The 21,900-nt window shown below is 61.2% G+C and carries 20 protein-coding genes; 10 read left to right on the top strand and 10 right to left on the bottom strand.

All coding sequences use genetic code 11. The features are described 5' to 3' along the window. The 4 genes from rsxC to AB5Y73_RS06820 form a co-directional block, all read right to left on the bottom strand. On the bottom strand, window positions 1–2,754 hold the full coding sequence (rsxC, locus tag AB5Y73_RS06805) for an electron transport complex subunit RsxC (protein WP_107682338.1): 2,754 nt from the start codon (window positions 2,752–2,754) through the stop codon (window positions 1–3). 14 nt (window positions 2,755–2,768) lie between these two features. Further along, window positions 2,769–3,347 carry an electron transport complex subunit RsxB gene (rsxB, locus tag AB5Y73_RS06810; RefSeq protein WP_005350799.1) on the bottom strand — a complete coding sequence of 193 codons (579 nt, stop codon included), beginning with the start codon at window positions 3,345–3,347 and terminating at the stop codon, window positions 2,769–2,771. Between the two features lie 2 nt (window positions 3,348–3,349). Continuing rightward, window positions 3,350–3,931 carry an electron transport complex subunit RsxA gene (rsxA, locus tag AB5Y73_RS06815; RefSeq protein WP_107682339.1) on the bottom strand — a complete coding sequence of 194 codons (582 nt, stop codon included), beginning with the start codon at window positions 3,929–3,931 and terminating at the stop codon, window positions 3,350–3,352. A 182-nt stretch (window positions 3,932–4,113) separates the two neighbouring features. Beyond that, window positions 4,114–7,257, bottom strand: coding sequence for a DUF3427 domain-containing protein (locus tag AB5Y73_RS06820; RefSeq protein ID WP_107682340.1), 3,144 nt, complete (start codon window positions 7,255–7,257; stop codon window positions 4,114–4,116). A 154-nt stretch (window positions 7,258–7,411) separates the two neighbouring features. Between AB5Y73_RS06820 and AB5Y73_RS06825 the strand changes: the two genes are divergently transcribed. Together AB5Y73_RS06825 and AB5Y73_RS06830 are read left to right on the top strand one after the other, a co-directional pair. Then, complete coding sequence (locus AB5Y73_RS06825) at window positions 7,412–7,879, top strand: hypothetical protein (RefSeq protein ID WP_107682341.1); 468 nt, start codon at window positions 7,412–7,414, stop codon at window positions 7,877–7,879. A gap of 163 nt (window positions 7,880–8,042) precedes the next feature. Beyond that, the gene (locus tag AB5Y73_RS06830) at window positions 8,043–8,411 is read left to right on the top strand and encodes a VOC family protein (protein ID WP_107682342.1); all 369 of its coding nucleotides are present in this window, start codon (window positions 8,043–8,045) and stop codon (window positions 8,409–8,411) included. Between the two features lie 123 nt (window positions 8,412–8,534). Here AB5Y73_RS06830 and AB5Y73_RS06835 read toward each other — a convergent pair whose 3' ends face one another. After that, window positions 8,535–10,115: a carboxylesterase gene (locus AB5Y73_RS06835; RefSeq protein ID WP_107682343.1), complete on the bottom strand. Its 1,581-nt coding sequence runs from the start codon at window positions 10,113–10,115 to the stop codon at window positions 8,535–8,537. Window positions 10,116–10,460: 345 nt separating this feature from the next. On the opposite strand from AB5Y73_RS06835, the gene AB5Y73_RS06840 reads away from it, so the two are divergent. Together AB5Y73_RS06840 and rluF are read left to right on the top strand one after the other, a co-directional pair. Then, window positions 10,461–10,583: a hypothetical protein gene (locus tag AB5Y73_RS06840; protein WP_005337590.1), complete on the top strand. Its 123-nt coding sequence runs from the start codon at window positions 10,461–10,463 to the stop codon at window positions 10,581–10,583. Beyond that, window positions 10,573–11,589: a 23S rRNA pseudouridine(2604) synthase RluF gene (gene rluF, locus AB5Y73_RS06845; protein ID WP_107682344.1), complete on the top strand. Its 1,017-nt coding sequence runs from the start codon at window positions 10,573–10,575 to the stop codon at window positions 11,587–11,589. Before AB5Y73_RS06840 ends, rluF begins: the two co-directional genes overlap by 11 nt. Window positions 11,590–11,656: 67 nt before the next feature. Here the strand turns inward: rluF and AB5Y73_RS06850 are convergent, their stop codons facing one another. Continuing rightward, window positions 11,657–12,919, bottom strand: a complete 1,263-nt coding sequence (locus tag AB5Y73_RS06850) for a cyanate transporter (RefSeq protein WP_107682345.1) — start codon at window positions 12,917–12,919, stop codon at window positions 11,657–11,659. 176 nt (window positions 12,920–13,095) lie between these two features. Between AB5Y73_RS06850 and AB5Y73_RS06855 the strand changes: the two genes are divergently transcribed. Then, complete coding sequence (locus tag AB5Y73_RS06855) at window positions 13,096–13,938, top strand: LysR family transcriptional regulator (RefSeq protein WP_107682346.1); 843 nt, start codon at window positions 13,096–13,098, stop codon at window positions 13,936–13,938. 73 nt (window positions 13,939–14,011) lie between these two features. Here AB5Y73_RS06855 and rsmS read toward each other — a convergent pair whose 3' ends face one another. Next, window positions 14,012–14,167 carry a pleiotropic regulatory protein RsmS gene (gene rsmS / locus AB5Y73_RS06860; protein ID WP_005359642.1) on the bottom strand — a complete coding sequence of 52 codons (156 nt, stop codon included), beginning with the start codon at window positions 14,165–14,167 and terminating at the stop codon, window positions 14,012–14,014. 95 nt (window positions 14,168–14,262) lie between these two features. Continuing rightward, complete coding sequence (locus tag AB5Y73_RS06865) at window positions 14,263–14,730, bottom strand: acyl-CoA thioesterase (protein ID WP_181497433.1); 468 nt, start codon at window positions 14,728–14,730, stop codon at window positions 14,263–14,265. Between the two features lie 138 nt (window positions 14,731–14,868). On the opposite strand from AB5Y73_RS06865, the gene AB5Y73_RS06870 reads away from it, so the two are divergent. Next, window positions 14,869–15,507 (top strand): tellurite resistance TerB family protein, encoded by a 639-nt coding sequence (locus AB5Y73_RS06870; protein ID WP_042656069.1) that lies wholly within the window; start codon window positions 14,869–14,871, stop codon window positions 15,505–15,507. A gap of 154 nt (window positions 15,508–15,661) precedes the next feature. Further along, on the top strand, window positions 15,662–16,120 hold the full coding sequence (locus AB5Y73_RS06875) for a GNAT family N-acetyltransferase (protein ID WP_181497432.1): 459 nt from the start codon (window positions 15,662–15,664) through the stop codon (window positions 16,118–16,120). Between the two features lie 91 nt (window positions 16,121–16,211). On the opposite strand, the gene AB5Y73_RS06880 is transcribed toward AB5Y73_RS06875, so the two are convergent. Then, the gene (locus AB5Y73_RS06880; RefSeq protein WP_058058766.1) at window positions 16,212–17,627 is read right to left on the bottom strand and encodes a PLP-dependent aminotransferase family protein; all 1,416 of its coding nucleotides are present in this window, start codon (window positions 17,625–17,627) and stop codon (window positions 16,212–16,214) included. A gap of 122 nt (window positions 17,628–17,749) precedes the next feature. Between AB5Y73_RS06880 and AB5Y73_RS06885 the strand changes: the two genes are divergently transcribed. Genes AB5Y73_RS06885 through cydX form a run of 3 tightly spaced genes read left to right on the top strand, consistent with a single transcriptional unit; the run spans window position 17,750 to window position 20,589 of the window. Then, window positions 17,750–19,321 (top strand): cytochrome ubiquinol oxidase subunit I, encoded by a 1,572-nt coding sequence (locus AB5Y73_RS06885; RefSeq protein ID WP_107682348.1) that lies wholly within the window; start codon window positions 17,750–17,752, stop codon window positions 19,319–19,321. Continuing rightward, window positions 19,321–20,448: a cytochrome d ubiquinol oxidase subunit II gene (cydB, locus tag AB5Y73_RS06890; RefSeq protein ID WP_039215757.1), complete on the top strand. Its 1,128-nt coding sequence runs from the start codon at window positions 19,321–19,323 to the stop codon at window positions 20,446–20,448. Before AB5Y73_RS06885 ends, cydB begins: the two co-directional genes overlap by 1 nt. Window positions 20,449–20,475: 27 nt before the next feature. Beyond that, complete coding sequence (cydX, locus tag AB5Y73_RS06895; protein ID WP_005310033.1) at window positions 20,476–20,589, top strand: cytochrome bd-I oxidase subunit CydX; 114 nt, start codon at window positions 20,476–20,478, stop codon at window positions 20,587–20,589. 63 nt (window positions 20,590–20,652) lie between these two features. On the opposite strand, the gene AB5Y73_RS06900 is transcribed toward cydX, so the two are convergent. Continuing rightward, the gene (locus AB5Y73_RS06900) at window positions 20,653–21,825 is read right to left on the bottom strand and encodes an MFS transporter (RefSeq protein ID WP_107682349.1); all 1,173 of its coding nucleotides are present in this window, start codon (window positions 21,823–21,825) and stop codon (window positions 20,653–20,655) included. Window positions 21,826–21,900 lie beyond the last annotated feature (75 nt).

The following is a 21,900-nucleotide window of genomic DNA, read 5'->3' on the forward strand; positions in this document are numbered from 1 at the left end:
TTACCTTGTGGTTGTTCGGTCGGCTGACGGGGCATCCTCAGCGGCAGTCTCTGCTGCTCTGGCTGCCTCGGCCGCCAGCTTCTTTGCCTTGGCGCGGGCCACGGCGGCTGCAATGGCCGCTTTTTTCGGATCAACCGGGGCATCAGCCGCAGGGGCGCTCGCTTCAGGCGCGGCAGTGACGGCAAGTGGTTGCTCACTGCTGGCTGCATCGCTTTGCATCGGCTCAGCAGGTGCGCGCTCACCCTCAGTTTCGGCTCTATCTACCTGAGTAGCGGCACTTTCTACCTCTGCACTGGTACTTGCTACCTCAGCACTGGTACTTGCGCCCTGCTGGGCCAGCTTTTTGGCCTTGGCACGGGCGATGGCTGCGGCGATAGCGGCCTTCTTGGGATCGACCGCTTCGATTTCAGCCGTATCGCTGTGGCTGGTGGTTACTTCGCTCTTGGCTACCGCCACGTCGCGGGTCTGTGCGCTGGCAGCTGGCTCACTCTGCGTATCTTCAACACCGGCACTTTCGCCCTGCTGGGCCAGCTTTTTGGCCTTGGTGCGGGCAATGGCAGCGGCGATAGCAGCTTTCTTGGGATCAACCGCTTCGCTGGCCGCAGATGGCGCATCGCTTTGGGTTGCAGCCGTTTCGCTGGTGCCTGCGTTTTCAGTCAGATCGCCCTCAGTGCTGTCACCCTGCTGGGCGGCCTTCTTGGCCTTGGCCCGGGCGATGGCAGCAGCAATAGCGGCTTTCTTGGGGTCAACTGCTTCGCTGGCAGCAGATGGCGCATCGCTTTGGGTGTCAGCGTCGGTTGTTGCGCTGTTGGCTGCGCTTACCGGCTCGCCACTGGCTTCGGCCTTTTTAGCCTTGGCACGGGCGATGGCGGCGGCAATCGCCGCTTTTTTCGGATCAACCTCTGCCTTTTGCTGATCAGCATCTACCGCAGGGGCAGCAACGGCTTCGGCAGTCACAGGCTCGGCACTATCGCCAGCCTGAGCGGCTTTCTTGGCCTTGGCGCGGGCCAGTGCGGCGGCGATGGCTGCTTTCTTGGGATCGCTGGCGGGGTCAGCCGCCTCGGCGGATTGCGGCGCTGCGGCGGCAGTGTCGCTGTTTGCGCTCTCCGCCAGTTTGGCGGCGCGGCGCGCCTCCGCTTCCCGTTTGCGGGCTTCGCGGGCGGCAATCACGGCGCTGTTGTCAGGCAAGCCCTCGGCGGTGGCGGCAATGGCAGTGATGGGGGCATCCTGCTTGGCCTTGATACGGGCCAAGGCGGCTGCCACCGGATCTTCCCCGCCTGCGGCCGTCATGGTTTGACGGCGCTGGGCAGCAGCTTCGGCATGGCGCGCTTCGCGGGCCGCTTTCTCCCGCTCGAAACGGGCCTGCTTGGCCTCGAAACGTTGCTTGGCGCGTTCGGCTTTTTCGGCCTCGGCACGGGCTTCGCGAATGTCGTCTTTGGCGATCTTGTAGTACTGCACCAGCGGGATCTCGCTGGGGCAGACCCAGGCGCAGGCGCCGCACTCGATGCAGTCCATCAGGTTGAGCTTCTCGGCCTTATCATACTCCTTGGCCCGGCTGTACCAGTAGAGCTCTTGCGGCAGCAGAGTGGCCGGGCAGGCATCGGCGCAGGCGCTGCAGCGGATGCAGGGCTGCTCCGGGCCGGGAGCGGGCAGCTCGGCTTGCGTCGGTGCCAGCAGGCAGTTGGTGGCCTTGACCACAGGCACCATGGCGTGGGGCAGGGTAAAGCCCATCATGGGGCCACCCATGATCACCCGCTGCTCCGCTTCCGGTTGCAGTTCGAAACGCTGCAACAGCCAGCGTACCGGCGTACCGAGGCGCACCCAGGCGTTGCCGGGTTTTTTGAAGCTGTCGCCGGTGAGGGTGACGATCCGCTCGATCAGCGGCTCGCCGTCGATAATGGCGCGCTTGATGGCAAACACGGTGGCGACGTTGAGCACCATGATGCCGATATCGACCGCGCGGCCGCCTTTGGGCACCTGACGGCCGGTGAGCAGCTCGATGGTCTGCTTGGCTCCGCCCGAGGGGTACTTGGTCGGCACCGTCTTGACCAGCACATCTTCATCGGTGGCGTGACGGGTCAGTTGCTCGATCGCCTCGGGCTTGTTGTCTTCCACCCCGATCAGGGTGAGTTTCGGTTTGAGCAGGTGCTTGAGCACCCGGATGCCATCCATGATCTCGTCGGCATACTGCTGCATCAACCGATCGTCGGTGGTGATATAGGGTTCGCACTCCAGCCCATTGACGATCAGGATCTCGGTGAGCTGGCCGCGGCCGTCGAGTTTGCTGTGAGTGGGGAACACGGCGCCGCCAAGGCCCGCAACTCCCGCCTGCTGGATGCGCTCGAGCAGCTCACCCCGCTCCAGATTCCAGTAATCGGCTTTGCCATTGCGCTCGCCCCATTCATCTTCCCCATCCGGGGTGAGGATGACACAGAGATCGCCGAGTCCGGAGGGGTGGGCAACCGTGTGGTTGCCAATCTCGGTGATGGTGCCGGAGGTGGAGGCATGGACAGGGACGACCCGCCCCTTGGCATAACGGGTCAGCGGTTGCCCTTTTTTGACCTTGTCGCCCACCTGCACCAGCAGATCGCCGGCGGGGCCTGCGTGCTGGCGCAGTGGAATAATGAGGCGCGGCGGTAGACCGGCGTCTACTACAGGGCTCTGGCTTGATTGCAGCTTGTTGTCGGCGGGGTGAATGCCGCCGTGAAAGTCCCAGAGCGTGCCGGCTTTGATACGTTCGAGTAAGGAATGCATGGTTGCTCCGCTGTTTATTCCACTATCTTGACCGGAATCTTGCCCGGAACATGCACGTTATTGAGATCCCACTTCCAGTTATCGACCGTGGTGGGCACCGGGATCATCTCGATGCAGTCGGTCGGGCAGGGATCGACACAGAGATCGCAACCGGTGCACTCGTTGGCAATCACGGTATGCATCGCCTTGGTGGCGCCGACGATGGCATCCACCGGGCAGGCCTGAATGCACTTGGTACAGCCGATGCACTGATCTTCGTGGATAAAGGCGACCTTCTTGACTGGCACGGCGGCCTCGTCACTGCCCCCCAGTGGCTGGGGCTCGACCCCCATCAGATCGGCAATCTTGCGCATGGTGGCCTCGCCACCGGGCACGCACTTGTTGATCTGATCGCCGTTGGCGAGCGCCTCGGCGTAGGGTTTGCAACCGGGATAGCCGCACTGGCCACACTGGGTCTGGGGCAGCAGGGCATCGAGCTGATCGACGATGGGGTCTGCTTCCACATGAAACTTGACGGCGGCAAAGCCCAGGATAATCCCGAACGCCAGCGCCAGCAGGGTGAGCACCAGAATGGCAAAGAGAATATGGATCATGGTTATATCTTGATAAGGCCGGTAAAGCCCATAAAGGCCAGCGACATCAGACCGGCGGTGATCATGGCAATCGACACCCCGCGAAACGGCGCGGGCACATCGGCGGCGACCAGACGCTCGCGCATGGCGGCAAACAGGATCAACACCAGCGAGAAGCCGATGGCGGCGCCAAAGCCGTAGATCACGCTCTGGATAAAGTCGTGTCGCTCATTGATGCTGAGCAGCGCCACCCCGAGCACCGCGCAGTTGGTGGTGATGAGGGGCAGGAAGATCCCCAGCAGGCGATAGAGGGTCGGGCTGCTCTTGCGCACCACCATCTCGGTAAACTGCACCACCACGGCGATCACCAGAATAAAGGCGAGGGTGCGCAAATAGGCGATATCCAGCGGCAGCAGGATATAGTGCTCCACCAGATAGGAGCTGGCACTGGCGAGGGTCATAACAAAGGTGGTCGCCAGCCCCATGCCGATGGCGGTTTCCAGCTTGCCGGAGACCCCCATAAAGGGGCAGAGGCCGAGGAATTTCACCAGCACGAAGTTGTTAATCAGCACGGTGCCGATCAATAAAAGCAGGTACTCAGTCATCAATTACCGTCACTGAAAGTCGGGTTATCGGGGTTTGAAGGCGGGCGGTATTATCTGACGTTAGGGCCAGTTAAACAACCGCAAGGCCGCATGGTTATTATGCAACTGGATAATTTAGACGGGGTTTTGGGCGAGAATCCGGTGGGTTTTGCGTCATATCACCCACCGGGTGAGAAGCCTTACTAACCAACAGCCAGTTTGGCGGCCTCTTTCCACATAAATGGCGGCATCGGAGTAGTGAGACGCCATTTAATGTTCATCGGTTGGCTGCCAGTGTGGGATACGTACTCCACCTCACCAAAGTTCACAAAGCCAAGGGTGCGGCCAAATTCATCTTTGCTCTGCTCGCGGACGAACAAAAACAAGCGCTTACCTTCTGCTCTGTGGTTTATGTAACTCAGCCCCTTGCCCCGTTCTGGGCGAGCGCTGTTTTGGCTCTGCCAATGAAACAGCGACTCGTTGATGGCGTAGTCGTGATAACGGGTAGTGGGGGAGAAGTGCTGTTCCGTTTTGTTCAAGGTCACGAACAGCAACTCGATATTTTGCTCTGCGATGACATAGACCCCTTCGCGAGCCGTGGGTTGCTGCGCGAAGGTGGTCGCGCCAAAGCCAACCAGCACCTGCTCTCTGGCATAGCGAGCATGCAGTTGCAGCGGATTACCGGGAAGGTTTGGCATGGCGCTTTGTTCGTGTTGCACCCGGTTGATCAGCATGGGCAACAGATCTGCCAGCTCGGCCCTTAATTCAGGTTGATTGAGTTGTTTCAGGCTGTGCGCCAAGGAGCTAAAGCCTGCAGTGGGGCCGCTCTGTTGCCAGAAGTCGTAATGGCACATCAAGGCCATCCGCTCATCGTGCTCAGCCGTTAAGGTAAAGGCGCTTTCCACCAAGGTTTGTAAGAAGTTCAAGTAATGGAGCGCATCGCAGCCCAATAGCCGGGTTTTGATGGCCCGGGTGTAGAGGGTCGACAGCTTCTCATCGCTCATTTCAGAAATGGTATGGTTGCGGGCCTGTTTGACCAAGTTGGTCCAATTGCCGCGCTTGTAGATCTCCTCAAGGCTGATGTGAGGGTAGAACTTCAAAAAGTTCGCCAGCGTCAGTGGTAAATCACAGTCCTGTGAGAAACGGCGGATCAGGCCCATGAGGCGTGAGGTATTGAGGGTCGCCTTTTTGATATTTTTCAGAATTAACTCTTGGGTTTGTTTTGAGAGTTCGATGCGGCAGCCCAAGGGGGCATGAGGGAAGCCCTGTTTGATCTCGTGGCTGATCGCCTTATTAGTTTTACCCACCAGTGCCCGGAATTTCTGGGCAAAGTCATACTCAGCACGGGCATTGCCAACAAAGTCCAACACGGTGCAGCACTCTTTATCGCTCGCCAGCCGCAGGCCGCGCCCTAATTGCTGCAAGAAGATAGTGAGGCTTTCCGTTGGTCGTAAAAACAGCAAGGTATCGACTTCCGGGATATCAACCCCTTCGTTGAAGATGTCCACCACGCAGAGAATATTGATAACCCCAGTGCGCAAATCTTGTTGTTTACTATGCCGCTCGTCTCGATTATCGCTGGTGAGGATGTCAGCCTTGATGCCCTTCAATAAAAATGCCTTGCACATAAAGTCGGCATGTTCACGGCTCACACAAAATGCCAGCGCTTTGATCTTGGTAATATCGGTGACGATCTCATTGAGGCTCTGGACTATTTTCTGTACCCGCTGCTGATTGTGGGTATAGATATTGGTGAGTTCAGTGATGTCATAACGGCCATTTTTCCAAGCCACTTGGCGCAAGTCAGTATCATCATCGATACCAAAATATTGGAACGGACAGAGATGGCGACGATTGATGGCCTCGGGCAAGCGGATCTCTGCTGCGATGACACCACAAAAGTCGGCAAGAATATCACCGCCATCATGGCGCTCTGGCGTTGCGGTTAACCCCAACAGAATGTGAGGTTCAAAGGCGGCGAGCAAACCACGATAACTGGCCGCCGCAATATGGTGAACCTCATCAATGACGATGTAATCGAAATAATCTGGGCTAAGACGTAAATTAGCCAGCTGGTTATTCAAGGATTGCACCGAGGCAAATAGTTGACGGTAGTGGGTTGGCACGGCGCCGCCGACTAAGAGTTCGCCAAAATTGGATTGCTTGAGCACACCGCGGTACGAGGCTAATGCTTGGCGCAAGATCTCCTCTTTGTGGGCGACAAACAGGAACTTGGCGTCGGGTTTGGTTTTCAGAAAACGCGTAAAATCAAAAGCGGAGATCAGGGTTTTCCCTGTACCGGTGGCCGCAACCACCAAGTTACGGAAGCGCTGGTGTAAAGCGCGCTCCATCGCCAATTGTTCAAGGATCTCCAGTTGATGGGGAAACGGCGTGATATCAAAGAAATAGGCAGGGCTATTTTTGTCCCCATCCCCACGGGCCTCTTGTAGTGCATGCTGCAATTTTGTACGGCTTTCGAGCTTGCCATCAAACAGCTCAAAATCATCGGATTCCCAATAGGTTTCAAAGGTACTCAGAGATTTCTCGATAATATGAGGGATCTCTTGCGAGGTGATTTTTAGGTTCCACTCCAAGCCGCTAGTGAGGGCTGAGTGAGAGAGATTGGAGGAACCTATATAGCCGGTATGAAAGCCGGTATTTCGGCAAAAGAGATAGCTCTTGGCATGCAACCGCTCGCGCTGGGTGTTATAGCTGAGTTTGACTTCGGTATTGGGGAGGTTGGCTAAAAATTCAACTGCCTTGGCATCGGTCGCCCCCATATAAGAGGTAGTAATTACTTTTAATTGGCGGCCGCTGCGAGTGAACTCTTCCAGCTCATGACGGAAAATCCGGATACCTGCCCATTTGATAAATGAGACCAGCCAGCAGATGCTATCTGCAGACAATATCTCCCGTTTAATCTCCGACTCCATCGACAAACCCGCATTGCTGCCGCAGAACAGCTCACTTTGCGTTAGACCGGTCAGAGGGAAAATATCCTCGGCATATTGCTTTAAATTGGCGGAGATGGGGTTATCCAACTGGTAGAGCGCGGTCAGAATTTTTCCCTGACTATCAATGAGGTTCTCGCCAATAAAGTCTGGGTCTTGTGTGCGATCCTTTAGCCAAAGTAATAACTGGTTAGCCAGCTCAATCTGCCGTTGCAGCTGATCCTCTCCAGTTACCGAGCCCACCGCATATTCCAAAACCCGGCTCAGAAATCTGGATAACCAAACTGCCGCTTCGGCAGGCTCAAGTTGGCGTTCCCCCACGTAAAAGCGCTCGCGGTCGAGTCGAGATGTCAGCAGTTGAGTAATGAGCTGTTCATAAATACCGCATTGTTGCATCGCACTTTAGCCTTGAACGTTGTACATGTGGGTGGCGAGAAGAGTATCATTTTTTCCAACCAAATCAGTAAGCTGTTGTCACCTGTTACTCGTTTGAAAATCGCCCCGGTTTTCGGTAATAAAGCCCGGCAGTGACAACCACAGGGAGGTGGTGATGGATCCGGTTTCCTATCTTTTTTCGGCTTATCTCAATCTGGTACAGCAGCAGGTTGCGGATATCTATGGCACTGAGGCCAAGACGCTGGTGGTGCAGTATGAGGGGGAGTCGGTCCCGTTCTCTTTTCAGCTGTGGCAGATCCAGCAGCCGAGCGTTTGTCGTCCCTACCAGCAGGATGTTCGGCGTTTTAGCCAGTGCACGGTCAAGGCGTCCGCCCTGTTTCACAAGCTGTGCGATGACTTGACCCGGCAGGATGACAGCAGTTGGCAACTGCCCAAATTTCGCACCATGTACTGCTCGGCGGCCATCAGTTATCGGCCGATGATTGCAGAGATTGGGGATGCCAAGCAGAGTCCTGCCAAGCTGGCGGAGCGCGCCTGCAATCAGGCGATTCTGGCGGCAATGGACAGTGACGATGAAGCCCTGCTGGCCCAGCGGGAGAAAGCGTGCGCTGCGGTGCAGTAACGCGAATTTATCTGACCAGAACATTTGCGCTCTCTTTGCGCGCCACGGCACACATGGGTTTCCCCTTGCCGGGTATGATGGGGTAGCCCGCTGTGGTGGCAACAGTCGGATGTTTGCGGGCATATGTCGGTCACATCAGCCAGATCACCACCAGGAGGTAACCATGATCAGCCATATCGACCATCTGGTATTGACGGTCAGTGATATCGAACGGGCCGTGGCGTTTTACAGTTCGGTGCTCAATATGGAGGCCATTACCTTCGGTGCGGGGCGCCGGGCGGTAGGGTTTGGCAACCAGAAGATCAATCTGCAACTGCTTGGGCAGGAGCCGCGCAACCGGGCGCAGGTGGGGTCGGGGGATGTCTGCCTTATCACCCGCTGGCCGCTGAAGCAGGTGATGGCCCAGCTGGCCTGCCACGGGGTGGAGATTGTCGAGGGGCCTGTGACCAAAAGCGGGGCTTGCGGGCCTATAGAATCTGTCTATTTCCTCGATCCAGACCAAAACCTGATTGAGGTCAGCCGTTATCCCTGAGTCCACCAAGCCATCAGTTCCATCGCCATCATCAATAGAAAGGGGCCGTCACTTGACGGCCCCTTTCTCGTATCGCTATCGCGCCAAGTGCCCGCGCAGCTTCGCCGATTCGCCACACACGCCCTAGAAAGGCGGGCTGCTCTCGTCGCTCTCCTGTAAAAACTGCTCCAGCTCGGCCTGATAGGCCGCATCATATTGACCGCTGCTGGCAGGGGGGACGGCAGCAGACGGGGCGACGGGAGGGGCGGTGAGGGTCTCCATTACCCGCTGCTGCAGATAGGGGTAGAAGGGGTTGGAGGAGGTGCGGGTGAGGGCGCCGGGGTTGACGATCAGCACGCCGCGCTCGCCACGCAGGGCCAGACCGCCGAGATTGATGCCGTATTGCTCCCGCTGCTGCGGGCGCGCTGCCATGCCATAGAGGGGGTCGTCCATCGGGAAGGGGAGCGCCACATGGGAGAGGGAGTAGATCTCCTTGGGATAGTCGATACCCAGCGAGCAGAGCTGCTCAGGCTGATCTGCGCTGGCCAGCGTTCTGGCCTGCGTCGCGGGGGCGGTTGGTGCGACATTGCCCACCACGGTGAGGCGATAGTGCCCGGGGGCGTTTGGCAGCAAGCGGTGCAGCGCCAGCTCGGAGGCCGAGCTCATCAGCGGGCCAAACAGGGTGCTGCGGTTGATATCAAACAGCACCAGTTCGCTGCCGTTGGCCGGCAGGTAGTGGTAGAGATCGGCAATGATGGAGCGGGTGCTGACGGTATAGTCCATCACCGACTGGAAGGTGAGGGCGGGGGGAAACGCCGCCAGCTCGCCACTGGCGGCCAGTTGGCGCACCTGCTGCTGGATGGCGTGGGTCAGGCGATAGGACTGGCGCGCGCCGTTGACCGGGAACGAGTTGTACTTGAACGGGTTGAACTCCGGCATGGTGTCGAGCCAGGCGGCGTTGGCAAAGGCGGGCAGCAGGGCAGGCACGGCCTTGAGCCCGGCGAAGCGGGCAAAGCGGGTCACCCCGATCATCGGAGAGATCAGCACCAACCGATCCGGTTTTGCCAGAGTGCCGCTCGGGTCGGCCAGCGCATCGAGCGCATATTTCACCGCCAGCGCGCCGCCGTTGGAAAAGCCCACCAGATGGAGCGGCTGCTTGCCCGGTGCCAGCAATCTGGCCTCCCGCACCGCCAGTCGGGTGGCGGCCAGCCAGGTCTCCCAATCCACATCCACGAGGCCAGCGGGCACGGTGCCGTGGCCGGGGATCCGCAGCCCCAGCGCGATAAATCCCTGCTGCTGATAGCGTCTGGCCAGATGGCGCAGACTGTAGGGGGAGTCGGTCAGGCCGTGCAGCAGCACCGCCACCCCTTTGACTTCCCCCTCGGGGCGCAGCAGGTAGGAGCGATTCCAGTTCTGCTGAAAGCGGGCGGGATTGATGGGGGCGTCCTGATAGTAGCGATTGCTGGCCAGTTGCTGCTCCGGCGGTGTCTTGGCGACCACCTCGGTGGCCACCAGTTCGAACAGCTCTGCTTCGCGGGCCAGATAGGTTTGCCAGTCGCTACTGTCGAGCTCATCGGCGCTGAGTTCGGGGGGCACCACTGTGTGCCACAGCTGCAGCGGCGCCGCCTGCCAGGCGAAGTAGGCGATCACCGCCCATGCAGTCAGCAACAGCAGCAACAGGGTCAGCAGAGCACGGCGAACAAGGCGGCGAGTGTGAGCCAGCATGGTGCAATCCTTGGCGATAGGGGTAGGGCCGCCTTTGGGCGGGCGAGTTTGGCGCAGCACATTGGGCGCAGCCAACCGGCTTAAAGCCTAATGGAAACAAGGTGATATGTATAGTTGATGGCGTTCGTCCGCGCTGGCTGTGGGCGCCTGATCCTGCCGTTGGCATCAGGCTGGCCGTTCGAAGGCTGCATCGCGGGCCATCTGGTGGCGTGAACTTGTCCGCAGATGCCCGCTTGGGCGCTGCTATCTTGCAACTATCTGCCCCTGAAAGGGGGCAATTATGCTACTGTAGCGGCGTTTTTTGATGGATAAGCTGGCATTGGCCTTTTTTGAAGATGGAATGGTATGCAGAACTTTGACGTAGTGAATTGGCTGATGCAGCAGACAGCCTCCCCGGCGCAGCCGGAACAGGCGATGGCACAACCGGGCGCGGCCCAGAACCTGTGGCAGGTGACTCATGCTGGCTAACGAATCCATGCGCCTGAACAAATACATCAGCGAGAGCGGCATCTGCTCGCGCCGTGAGGCCGACCGCTTTATCGAGCAGGGCCACGTCTTTATCAACGGCAAGCGGGCCGGGATCGGTGATCAGGTGCAGGTTGGCGATCTGGTCAAGGTGAACGGTCAGGTGATCGAGCCGCGCGAGGCGGACAGTCTGGTGCTGATCGCCCTCAACAAGCCGGTGGGCATCGTCAGTACCACAGAGGCGGGCGAGAAGGACAACATCGTCGATTTCGTCAACCACAGCACCCGGGTCTTCCCCATCGGGCGGCTCGACAAGGATTCGCAGGGGCTGATTTTCCTCACCAACCACGGCGATCTGGTCAACAAGATCCTGCGGGCGGGCAACGATCACGAGAAAGAGTATCTGGTGACCGTCGACAAGCCGGTGACCGACGAGTTTGTGCGCGGCATGGCGGCCGGGGTGCCGATCCTCGGTACTGTAACCAAGAAGTGCAAGGTGAAGAAAGAGGCGCCGTTTGTCTTTCGCATCACCCTGGTGCAGGGGCTTAACCGCCAGATCCGCCGCATGTGCGAGCACTTCGGTTTTGAAGTGACCAAGCTGGAGCGCATCCGCATCATGAACGTCAGCCTCAAGGGGCTGCCGGTGGGCGAGTGGCGCGATCTCACCGACGACGAGCTGATCGATCTGTTCAAGCTGATTGAGGACTCCTCCTCCGAGGTGAAACCGGCCAAAGGCGACAAGCCCAAGGCGGCCAAGGCTCCTGCGGCGCCAAGCGCCAAACCGGGGCAGGGCAAGAAGCCGCGCCGCGATGACGATCACGAGATTGGCGGGCGCCCCAATGTGCCGGGCCCGGAAGCCTTTGAGAAGAAGCTGCCGGTGGTCAAGGGTGGTGCGGGCAAAGGTGCAGCCAACAAGGGCGGTGCTGGCAAAGGGGCTCCCAAGGGAGGCAAACCGGCCGCTGGCAAGCCGCGCACCGCTAACACCGGACGGCAGAAGAAGGGGCGCTGAGTTGCTCCCCTGAGTGGCGTCAGCCTACCTTGTCATCCCTAACACGGTTATCCCCAACACACCGGCCTCAGGCCGGTGTGTTGCTTTGGGTCGCAGAGTCGGTTGGGCGGGGCGCCGAAAGGGTTGGCTCGCTGGCGGTCGGTAACCGCATAACGCGGGGATAGTGGCGTGGGTCGAGGCGCAGCACCAGCAGGCTCATCAGCAGCAAGCCCCCCAGTTGCCACTGCCAGGCGGCCGCAAAGTCGCCCATATAGTGATAGAGCCGCGCCGCCACCCAAGGGCCGGTGGCCGCCAGCATAAAGCCGAACCCCTGCATCAGGGCGCTCAGGGTGCCCGCGCGGCGCGGGTCGGGCAGGTGATCGAGCGCAATCACCATGATCAGCGAAAAGCTGCCGCCAAGACCGGCACCACACAGCATGCACCAGAGAATGGGAGCACTGGCTGGCGCCAGCCAGAGGCCGGCAAATCCCGCCAGCTGCATGGCGATGGCAAGGCCCATCCACCGTCGCCGATCCAGACTGCGCGCCGCCAGCAGCGGCAGACCGAGGCCGCTGGCGGTCTGGGCCAGTGCCAGCCAGGCGACCAGCTCGCCCGCCTGTGCGGCGCTCCAGCCATTCGCCATATAGGCGGGGGCCAGCCAGGCCACGACGATGCCGTAGCCACTATTGATGATGCCAAAGCAGACGATCAGCAACCAGCTGCGGGGCAGGGTGATCAGCCGCTGTTCGCCGTGAGGAATAGCGACTGCCGCGGTGCTTGGCAGACGCACTTTCCACCCCAGCCAGATGAGGGCCAGCAGCACCGGCAGGCTCCAGAGCGCCAGCGTCCGCGACCAGTCGAGGCTGACTGCCAGCCTTGGGGTAAGGCTGGCACCGAGCGCCCCGCCCCCCATCATGCAGGCAGAGAAGATCCCCATCACTTGCGGCACCTTGCGGGCAAAGTGCTGCTTGATAAGGGCGGGCAGCACCCCCTGCACCAGCGCCGAACCCAGGCCACAGAGCGCAGCTGTGGTGATCAGCAGGGCGCCGCTCTGGGCATCAAAACGCAGGGCACTGCCCGCCGCGAGCAGCAGCAGGGCCGCCCCCAATAGTTGGCACGCACTGGCGCGTCTACGCAGGCTGGGAGTGAGCAGCACGCCAATCCCGATGAGCCACAGCGGCAGCAGGGTGAGCCAGGCCAGGGTATCCATCCCGAGCGACAGGGCGCGGCCAATCTCGCCGCTCAGCGGGCCGATGGCGGTAAGAAAGGGGCGCAGATTAAGGCCAATCAGGATCACCAGCACCAGCAGGGCAGTCTGGCCTGCGGGTTGATCCGCATTTCGTTGATTCATCGGGTGCAGTTTCCGGTTCTGGGAGAAGTGGGATGCATTCGGGACGCGGAGTCATCGGGGCTGAACATGGCAGATCACCGTCAAAGGAGGCAAAAGCGCCAGCCTAGCGGGCTCGAAAGTCATTTGGAAATTAAATGATAGAATGGAGTTCAGTGGTTTTGTAAATGGAGTGCCCCATGCTGGATCCCCTGTTACTGCGCAGTTTTGTCGCCATTATCGACACCGGCAGCTTTACCCGCGCCGGTGAACGGGTCCATCTGACCCAATCCACCATCAGCCAGCAGATCCGCCGCCTTGAGCAGCAGCTCGGCTGCCCGCTGCTCGATCGTGCTGGCCGTCAGGTGGTGGCGACGGCGGAGGGGGAAAAATTGCTGGGGCTGGCCCGCCGCATTCTGGCGCTGCTGGCGCAGGCCGAAGAACAAGTGACGGAAGGGAGCGTGGCGCTCAGCCTCGGGGTGCCGGAGGATTTCGCCGCAGGTGCCATTACCCCGGTGCTGGCCGCTTTTGCCCGCGACTACCCCGAGGTACGGCTGGAGGTGCAAAGTGGCCTGAGCCACGAGATCTGGCAGCGCTTCGAGGCGGGAGAGCTGGATCTGGCGCTGGTCAAGCAGGTGCGCGGACAGGGTTCGCCCCTTGCCAGTTGGCGCGAGCCGCTGGTGTGGGTCGACAGTCGCGACTGGCCCGCACGGGAACGGGATCCGCTGCCGCTGGTGGTATTCCCGAGCGAAGGGCTCTATCGGCGGCAGATTACCGAGGCGCTCGATGGCCTCGGTCGGCGTTGGCGTATCGCCTATGTCAGCGCCAGCCTTGCCAGCTTGCAGGGGGCGGTGAGCGCGGGGATCGGGGTGAGCTTGCTGCCCAAACGGCTGATGCCCGCCGATCAGCTGGCCCTGACCCATTGGCCCAAGGTGGCGCCGGTGGAGCTGGCCCTCCATGCCGGGGGAAGCGGGAGCGAGCCGCTCACTCGCTTGAGCGCGGCCCTGATCGCCCTCTGTGACAAGGTGATGGGGCCGCAGTGAGTGGCTATGTGAGGAAAAATTCTGTGGGGAAAAACTGAAGCCGGAAAGATAAGGCGGAAAAAGTGCGGGGGGATCAGTGATCCTTCCCCTCCGCCAGCTTGCGCTCGTAGTCATTTTTGACGATGGCCAGCGCCGCCAGCACCAGTTCGGGGGCCAACTGGTTGGTTTCCAGCAGTTCAATCAGATCCACCGCGAGTTTCACCTCGGGCGGGGCAGTTTCCAGTGACATGGGCAGGGTTCCGGTTGCGGGAAGAGGGGGGATTATACAGGGGCGCCGCCGTTGGCCGAAAGCGCCCCCTCTATCGGGCAGGGGAATCACCAAGGTCAGAGGTGCTGGCGCATCTCCTTGTCGATCTCCTCGCGCAGGGCAATCAGCTTTTTGGCGTACTGCTGCAACTGCAGATCGCTCTCGCTCACCGGCTGCCACTGAGGCACAGGGGTCGGTTTGCCCTGCTCATCCATCGCCACGAAGATGATGATGCAGTGGGTGGTCTTGTGGCGCTCGGTGTCGGTGGGGTGGCGGCTGTAGACATCCACCGCCAGGTGCATGCTGGTGGTGCCGGTGTGGATAACCTGGGCGTGCACCTCTACCAGTTGGCCAATCTGGATGGGGCGCAAAAAGCGGATCCCCCCCACATAGACGGTCACCGCATAGCCACCACACCAGCCAGCGGCGCAGGCATAGCCCGCCTGATCGATCCACTTCATCACCATGCCGCCGTGTACCTTGCCGCCGAAATTGACGTCGGAGGGTTCGGCCAGAAATTGCAGGATCAGTTCGCGATTGGGCACAGTTACATCCTTATTGCCTGAAGGGTTTCCCTGAGCTTTGCCCCATCGGCCTGCCCGGTCAAGGGTTCATCCCCGATTCAGGGGGGCGGGGTCACTATCTTGCTCTATCGACGGGAACATAGCCGCAGGAGTGACACCATGAAACAGATGCTGGAACAGTTGCTGGGGGCTGGCAAAGGCTGGCTCAACGAAGGCGGAGACAAGCGCAAGGGGCAGATGCAGGGGGCGCTGGCCGGTGGTGCGCTCGGTCTGTTGCTGGGCAATAAAAAAGTGCGCAAATATGGCGGTAAGGCCGCTGCCGTGGGCGGCGCTGCGGCCCTTGGCGGGCTGGCCTACAAGCTCTATCAGGATTGGCAGGCCCAGCAGGCGGCACCGGCCCAGCCCACCCATCCCATCAGTGGGCTGGAAGGCAATGCGCTGGATGCCCGCGCGGCGCTTTTGGTGCGCGCCATGGTGGCCGCGGCCCGGGCCGATGGACATATCGACGGCGCCGAGCGCCAGAAAATTCAGGAGTACCTGACCGAACAGGGTCAGAGCGATGTCGCCCGCTGGATTGACGCCGAGCTGGCCCGTCCCCTCGATCCCCACGCGCTGGCGCGGGAAGTGACCGATATGGAGCTGGCCACCGAGGTCTATCTCGCCTCCCTGCTTGCCATCGAGGTGGATCACTTTATGGAGCGCGGCTATCTCGACGAGCTGGCGCGGGCCCTCAAACTCGATGACAACCTCAAAGGGAGCATCGAGCGGCAGGTGGCCCAGCTTAACGCCCCCGCCTGATAGCCCTCATCGCCATGGATTGCCGATAACGCCCCGCTCAAGGGGCGTTGTTTTTTCTGCTGCCCGCCAAAAGATGCGGATGAGCCTATTTGGATTACGGGGTACAGCCCCTAAGATGGCGCAGGACCATCACCTTTTTTGCAAGGAGCAACCGTTGGAGATACGCAAGGCGACCGAACTGGATATCGACGCCATTGTCGAGCTGAACCGGCAGATAGGAGAGATCCACCATCAACACTATCCCGAAGTGTTCTGCCCCCCTTCGCCAGAGGAGCGGGCATTTTTGCTGAGCGCCATCGGCGCGGAAGGGCGTCTGTTCTGCGTTGCCGAGCAGGATGGCAGGGTGGTGGGCTTTTTGACGGCACGGATAGACATAAATGAGAGCGTGCCGTTTCTCACCCGTGCGCCGATTTGCCGCATCGGCTCGGTGGTGGTGGATGAGCAGCACCGCTCCCGCGGGATTGGCAAGGCGCTGATCGCCCATTGCGATGAGTGGGCCAAGGCCCGTGATGCTCAGCAAATCCGGCTGGAGGTGATGGCCTTCAACGAGCGCGCCAAAGCCCTCTACGAGGCGCTGGGCTTCAAGGTGCAGTCGCAGATCATGGCCAGATGATCAGTTTTTTATGGCGAGACAAGGCGCGTCCCCCCAATCACAAAGGCCCGTTGCGGGCCTTTGTTCGTTTCGCCAGCGGCTCCTTGCCTCGTTACTTTTCACCGAGCTGCGCGGCAATCAGTGCGGCCAGCCGGGTGAGGGCCTGCTCCAGCTGTTCGCTCCAGGGATGGGAGCTGTTGAGGCGCAGGCAGTGGTTGTGTTGCCCCTGACTGGAGAAGAGCGCGCCGGGGGCCACTGAAAAACCGCTGCCCAGAGCCTTGGCGTGCAGGGCGCGGCTGTCGAAATGGGCAGGCAGCGCCAGCCAGAGGAAGTAGCCGCCATCGGGGGAGGAGATCCGCACCTCGTCCGGCAACAGCCGTTGCAGGGCCGCCCGCATCTGCTGCTGGCGCTGGGCCAGGGTGTGGCGCAGGCGGCGAAAGTGGGCATCGACCCCGCCCTGGCGCAGCATCTCGGCCAGCGCCAGCTGGCTCGGCACATTGGTGGAGAGGGTGGACATCAGTTGCAGCCGCTGCACCCGCTCGGCATGGGGCCCGGCCACCACCCAGCCGACCCGAAAGCCCGGCGCCAGACACTTGGAAAAGGAGCTGCAGAGCAGGCTGTCGCCACGCTGATCCCAGTGGCGGATCGGCTTGGGGCGTTCGCGGCCAAAGTAGACCTCCGCATAGACGTCATCCTCCACCAGCGGCACCCCATGGCTGTTGAGCAGCGCCATCAGCTGCGCTTTGTGGCTATCCGGCATGGTGTGGCCCAGCGGGTGCTGCACATTGCCCATCAGCCAGCAGGCCTTGACCGGAATGCGGGTGAGGGCGTCTTCCAATAGCGCCAGATCGATGCCCACCCCCGGAATGACCGGGATCTCCACCGCCTTGAGTTTCAGCCGCTCGATGGCCTGCAGGGCGCCATAGAAGGTGGGGGACTCCACCACCACCCAGTCACCGGGCTCGGTCAGAACCTGCAGGCTGAGGGAGAGCGCCTCCATGGCACCTGTGGTGATGATGATCTCCTGCGGATTGACCGCCACCCCATCGCTGGCGTAACGCTGGGCGATGGCGCGGCGCAGCGCTTCGTTGCCGGGGGGCAGATCGGCCACTGTGCTGAAGGGATCGAGCTTGCGCATGCAGCTGGCCAGGGCCCGCCCGAGCTGGGGATGGGGGAACAGGGTCGGGTCTGCTACCGACATGCCAAGGGGCACCAGATCCCGCGATTTGCTCGCCTGCAACACCTCGAACACCAGATCGTTGATATCCACCGAGCCGCTGTAGTGGGTCTGGCTCGGGGTGTGCTGCACGACCTGCGGCGAAGCGGCTTTGACGTAGTAGCCGGACTGGGGGCGGGCGAGGATCCGCCCCTGACTTTCGAGCAGTTGATAGGCCTGCAGCACGGTCATGGGGCTGAGCCCGTGGGTCTTGCAGCTCTGGCGAATGGAGGGGATGCGCTCCCCCGGTTGCCAGATACCATCGTCGATCTGGCTTTGCAGGCGGTCGGCCAACTGCTGGTAAAGGGACATGATCTGGATCAACTGTTATAGGTGTAATTCAATATAACTGCATCTGTTATAGGTGTCATGCTCCGTGATGTACTTGTCACGCACGAAACGTGCAAGGCAAATACAACAAAAGAGAGTGACGCATGATCAATCCGGATGACGTGGTCAGCCTGTCTCGCCTGCAATTTGGCGCCACGGCCCTGTTCCACTTCCTGTTTGTGCCCCTCACGCTGGGGCTGTCCTGGATCCTGGTGATCGCCGAGTCGGCTTATGTGATGACCGGCAAGGTGATCTATCAGGACATCACCCGCTTCTGGGGCAAACTGTTTGGCATCAACTTCGTGATGGGGGTGACCACCGGCATTACCCTGGAGTTCCAGTTCGGTGCCAACTGGGCCTACTACTCCCACTATGTCGGCGACATCTTCGGCACGCCGCTGGCGGTGGAGGGGCTGATGGCCTTCTTCCTCGAGTCCACCTTGGTGGGTCTGTTCTTCTTTGGCTGGGACAAGCTCTCCCGCGGTCAGCACCTGCTGGTGACCATGCTGGTGGCGCTCGGCTCCAACCTCTCCGCGCTCTGGATCCTCATCGCCAACGGCTGGATGCAAAACCCGGTTGGCGCCGAGTTCAACCCCATGACCATGCGCATGGAGCTGGTGGACGTGGCCGCGGTGATCTTCAATCCGGTGGCCCAGGTCAAGTTCGTGCACACGGTGGCGGCGGGTTATGTGGCGGCCTCCCTGTTCGTGATGGGGGTGAGCAGCTGGTATCTGCTGCGCCGCATGGAGGTGCGCTTCGCCCTGCGCTCCTTTGCCATTGCCTCGGGCTTTGGTCTGGCGGCCATCCTCTCGGTCATCGTGCTCGGCGACGAGTCGGGCTATCGCACCGGCGAGGTGCAGCAGGTGAAGCTGGCCGCCATCGAGGCGGAGTGGCACACCGAGCCGGCGCCGGCCTCCTTCACCCTGTTCGGCTTTCCGGATCAGGCTGCCGAGACCACCCATGCCGCGGTGAAGATCCCCTATCTGATGGGCATCATCGCCACCCGCTCCCTCGATGAGCAGGTGACGGGGCTCACAGATCTCAAGGCGCGACACGAGGCGCGCATTCGCAGCGGCATGCTGGCCCACGAGGCGCTCGAAGCGATGCGGGCCGATGGCAGCAATCAGGCGGCGCGAGCCACCTTCGAGCGTCATCGCCAGGATCTGGGTTACGGCCTCTTGCTCACCCCCTATGCCAAGGAGATTGGCAAGGCGGACGAGGCGGCCATCGCCAAGGCGGTAGCGGACTCCATCCCCCAGGTGGCGCCGCTGTTTTGGAGCTTTAGGCTGATGGTGGGCATCGGCGTGGTGCTGTTGGCGCTGTTTGCTGCCGCCTTCCTGCAACTGTGCCGGGGCAAGCTAGTGCAATCCCCGCGTCTGCTCAAGGCCCTGTTCTGGTCTATTCCGCTGCCCTGGATTGCCATCGAGGCGGGCTGGTTCGTGGCCGAGTTCGGTCGCCAGCCGTGGACCATCAGCGACGTGCTGCCGGTGTCGGCGTCCGTCTCCTTGCTGACCCCGGGCCAGCTCTGGTTCAGCCTGATATCCATCTGTCTCATCTACACCAGCCTGCTGGTGGTGGAGTTGTTCTTGTTGCGTCATGTGATCCGCAAAGGGCCCGCCAGCCTGCAGACGGGTCGCTATCAAGGTGAAGTGTTGCAAAACGGGAGTCCTGCCTGATGGATTACGAAACCCTGAAATTGATCTGGTGGGGGCTGGTGCTGTTCATGCTGGTCGGCTTCGTGGTGATGGATGGCTTCGATCTCGGCGTGGCCATGCTGCTGCCGGTGGTGGCCAAGAACGACGAGGAGCGGCGGGTGCTGCTCAACAGCGTGGGGCCGGTGTGGGAGGGCAACCAGGTGTGGCTCATCGCCGGGGCCGGCGCCCTGTTTGCCGCCTGGCCGCTGGTCTATGCCGCCGCCTTCTCGGCGCTCTACGTGCCCTTCATGTTCCTGCTGTTCGGCCTGTTCCTGCGGCCGGTCGGTTTTGACTATCGCAGCAAGCTGGCGGACCCGGTCTGGCGCCGCTGGTGGGATCGCGCCCTGGTGGTGGGCGGTCTGCTGCCGACCCTGGTGTTTGGGGCAACCCTCGGCTTTTTGCTGCAGGGGCTGCCGTTTCGCTTCGATGCGGCCCTTCGCATCCACTACGGAGCCTTTGACTTCCACTGGCCGCTGCTGTTGACCTGCATGGGAACGGCGCTGGCGCTGCTGTTGCTGCACGGCACCAGCTTCCTGCAGTGCAAGACCCAGGGGGAGATCGCCCGGCGCTGCGCCCGCCAGAGCCTCTGGCTCGGTCCGCTGGCGAGCGGCCTGTTTGCCCTGGGCGGCGTCTGGCTCAGCCAGATGGCCGGTTACCGGGTGCTGGAGATTGGTGATATCAACGGGGCGCTCACCCCGCTGATGAAGGAGGTGGGGGTGGCCCAGCAGGGCTGGCTTGCCAACTTCGTCGCCCATCCCTGGCTCTGGTGCGTGCCGGCACTTGGCCTGGTGCTGCCCATGGTGAGCAGCCTGGCCAGCGCCCGCGAGCTGCCGCGCACGGCCCTGCTCGCCAGCGGCGGCGCCTGCGCCAGCATGATGCTGACCATCGCCATCGCCCTGTTCCCGTTCGTGCTGCCCTCGTCGCTGGATCCTTCCAGCAGCCTGACCCTGTGGGACAGCACCTCCAGCGAGCGCACCCTCTTTATCATGCTGGGGATTGTCGGGGTGCTGATGCCAATCAACATCGGCTACACCCTCTGGGTCTACCGGGTGGTGCGCGGCAAGATGAGCGCCCAGCAGATCCGCCAGCACGGCCACAGCCTCTACTAACCCTCTTTAACCAAAGGATCATGCGATATGTGGTATTTCACCTGGATTCTGGGGCTGGGCTTCGCCCTGTTGTGCGGGCTGGTCAACCTGCTCTGGCTGGAGGCGCGCTGGGCCGCCGATGAGGATCTCAAGGAGTCTTGAGACGCAGCCATGAAAAGGCCGACACAGGTGTCGGCCTTTTTTGCATCTTGCTGGAAGGGTCACTTAGGCGGGGAGGGCAACCCGGGCGGCCTGCCGCTCGCTGACATGGGTCAACCCGTAGGCCAGCAGCACGATAAGGGCACCGATCCATGGGGTGTGCATTAGGCCGAGGTGCTCTACCACAAAACCACCAACCACGGAGCCGAGCGCAATGCCGACGTTGAAGGCGGCAATATTGAGGCCCGATGCCACATCCACTGCCTTGGGGGTGTGCAGCTCGGCCTGTTTGACCACCAGCACCTGCAAACCCGGCACGTTGCCGAAGGCAAAGGCACCCCACACCAGCACGGTGAGCACCGCCAGCACCGGATGGGGTGCGGTGAAGGTGAGGGCAAGCAGCACCAGCGCCAGACCGGCAAACAGCAGCTTCAGCGCAGGCAGGGGGCCCATCTTGTCGGCCAGCTTGCCACCCCAGATATTGCCGACGGCAACCGATACCCCGTACACCAGCAGGATCAGGCTCACCCCACTGGCGCTAAAGCCGCTCACCTGCTGCAGGATGGGGGCGAGGAAGGTAAAAGCCGTGAAGGCGCCGCCATAACCGAGGGCGGTTTTGGCGTAGACCAGCAGCAACGGTTTTTTGGTGAGCACCGAGAGCTGTTCGCGGATGGTCGAGGCAGCCCCCTTGGGCAGGTTATTCGGGATCAGCAGCAGGCTACCCACCATGGCGACGAGGCCCAGCAGGCTTACCACCAGAAAAGTTTCACGCCAGCCAAAGACCTGACCAATCCAGGTGCCGAGCGGTACGCCGGTTACCAGTGCCACGGTAAGGCCGCTGAACATGATGGCGATGGCGCTCGCCGCCTTCTCTTTGGCCACAAGACCCGTGGCGATGGTGCTGCCCACCGAGAAGAAGACCCCGTGCGCCAATCCGGTGAGGATGCGGGCCACGGTCAGGCTCTCGTAACCGGGGGCCTGCCAGGCTAGCAGGTTGCCGGCGGTAAAGAGCGCCATCAGCCCTACCAGCAGCCACTTGCGCGGCACCTTGCCGGTCAGCGCCGTGAGCACGGGGGCACCGATGGCTACGCCAAGGGCATAGAGGCTGACCAGCAGGCCCGCCGAGGGGAGCGAGACATTGAGCTGCTCTGCGATGGTGGGGATAAGCCCCACAATCACAAATTCGGTGGTGCCTATCGCAAAGGCACTCAGGGTAAGGGCAAATAACGCCAGTGGCATAACAACTCCTTGGTTAGGGACTCCCGACGGGAGAATGGCGCCAGTATGCCGATGGGTTTTGTTGGCAAAAATGAC

The organism is Aeromonas sp. s7(2024) (assembly GCF_040907825.1).
In the GTDB taxonomy this organism is placed as follows: domain Bacteria; phylum Pseudomonadota; class Gammaproteobacteria; order Enterobacterales; family Aeromonadaceae; genus Aeromonas; species Aeromonas veronii.

Excerpts from the sequence above, each read along its gene's own strand:
- rsxC (WP_107682338.1), bottom strand. The coding sequence starts at position 2,754 with ATGCATTCCTTACTCGAACGTATCAAAGCCGGCACGCTCTGGGACTTT.
- rsxB (WP_005350799.1), bottom strand. The coding sequence starts at position 3,347 with ATGATCCATATTCTCTTTGCCATTCTGGTGCTCACCCTGCTGGCGCTG.
- rsxA (WP_107682339.1), bottom strand. The coding sequence starts at position 3,931 with ATGACTGAGTACCTGCTTTTATTGATCGGCACCGTGCTGATTAACAAC.
- AB5Y73_RS06820 (WP_107682340.1), bottom strand. The coding sequence starts at position 7,257 with ATGCAACAATGCGGTATTTATGAACAGCTCATTACTCAACTGCTGACA.
- AB5Y73_RS06825 (WP_107682341.1), top strand. The coding sequence starts at position 7,412 with ATGGATCCGGTTTCCTATCTTTTTTCGGCTTATCTCAATCTGGTACAG.
- AB5Y73_RS06830 (WP_107682342.1), top strand. The coding sequence starts at position 8,043 with ATGATCAGCCATATCGACCATCTGGTATTGACGGTCAGTGATATCGAA.
- AB5Y73_RS06835 (WP_107682343.1), bottom strand. The coding sequence starts at position 10,115 with ATGCTGGCTCACACTCGCCGCCTTGTTCGCCGTGCTCTGCTGACCCTG.
- AB5Y73_RS06840 (WP_005337590.1), top strand. The coding sequence starts at position 10,461 with ATGCAGAACTTTGACGTAGTGAATTGGCTGATGCAGCAGACAGCCTCC.
- rluF (WP_107682344.1), top strand. The coding sequence starts at position 10,573 with ATGCTGGCTAACGAATCCATGCGCCTGAACAAATACATCAGCGAGAGC.
- AB5Y73_RS06850 (WP_107682345.1), bottom strand. The coding sequence starts at position 12,919 with ATGAATCAACGAAATGCGGATCAACCCGCAGGCCAGACTGCCCTGCTG.
- AB5Y73_RS06855 (WP_107682346.1), top strand. The coding sequence starts at position 13,096 with ATGCTGGATCCCCTGTTACTGCGCAGTTTTGTCGCCATTATCGACACC.
- rsmS (WP_005359642.1), bottom strand. The coding sequence starts at position 14,167 with ATGTCACTGGAAACTGCCCCGCCCGAGGTGAAACTCGCGGTGGATCTG.
- AB5Y73_RS06870 (WP_042656069.1), top strand. The coding sequence starts at position 14,869 with ATGAAACAGATGCTGGAACAGTTGCTGGGGGCTGGCAAAGGCTGGCTC.
- AB5Y73_RS06880 (WP_058058766.1), bottom strand. The coding sequence starts at position 17,627 with ATGTCCCTTTACCAGCAGTTGGCCGACCGCCTGCAAAGCCAGATCGAC.
- AB5Y73_RS06885 (WP_107682348.1), top strand. The coding sequence starts at position 17,750 with ATGATCAATCCGGATGACGTGGTCAGCCTGTCTCGCCTGCAATTTGGC.
- cydB (WP_039215757.1), top strand. The coding sequence starts at position 19,321 with ATGGATTACGAAACCCTGAAATTGATCTGGTGGGGGCTGGTGCTGTTC.
- cydX (WP_005310033.1), top strand. The coding sequence starts at position 20,476 with ATGTGGTATTTCACCTGGATTCTGGGGCTGGGCTTCGCCCTGTTGTGC.
- AB5Y73_RS06900 (WP_107682349.1), bottom strand. The coding sequence starts at position 21,825 with ATGCCACTGGCGTTATTTGCCCTTACCCTGAGTGCCTTTGCGATAGGC.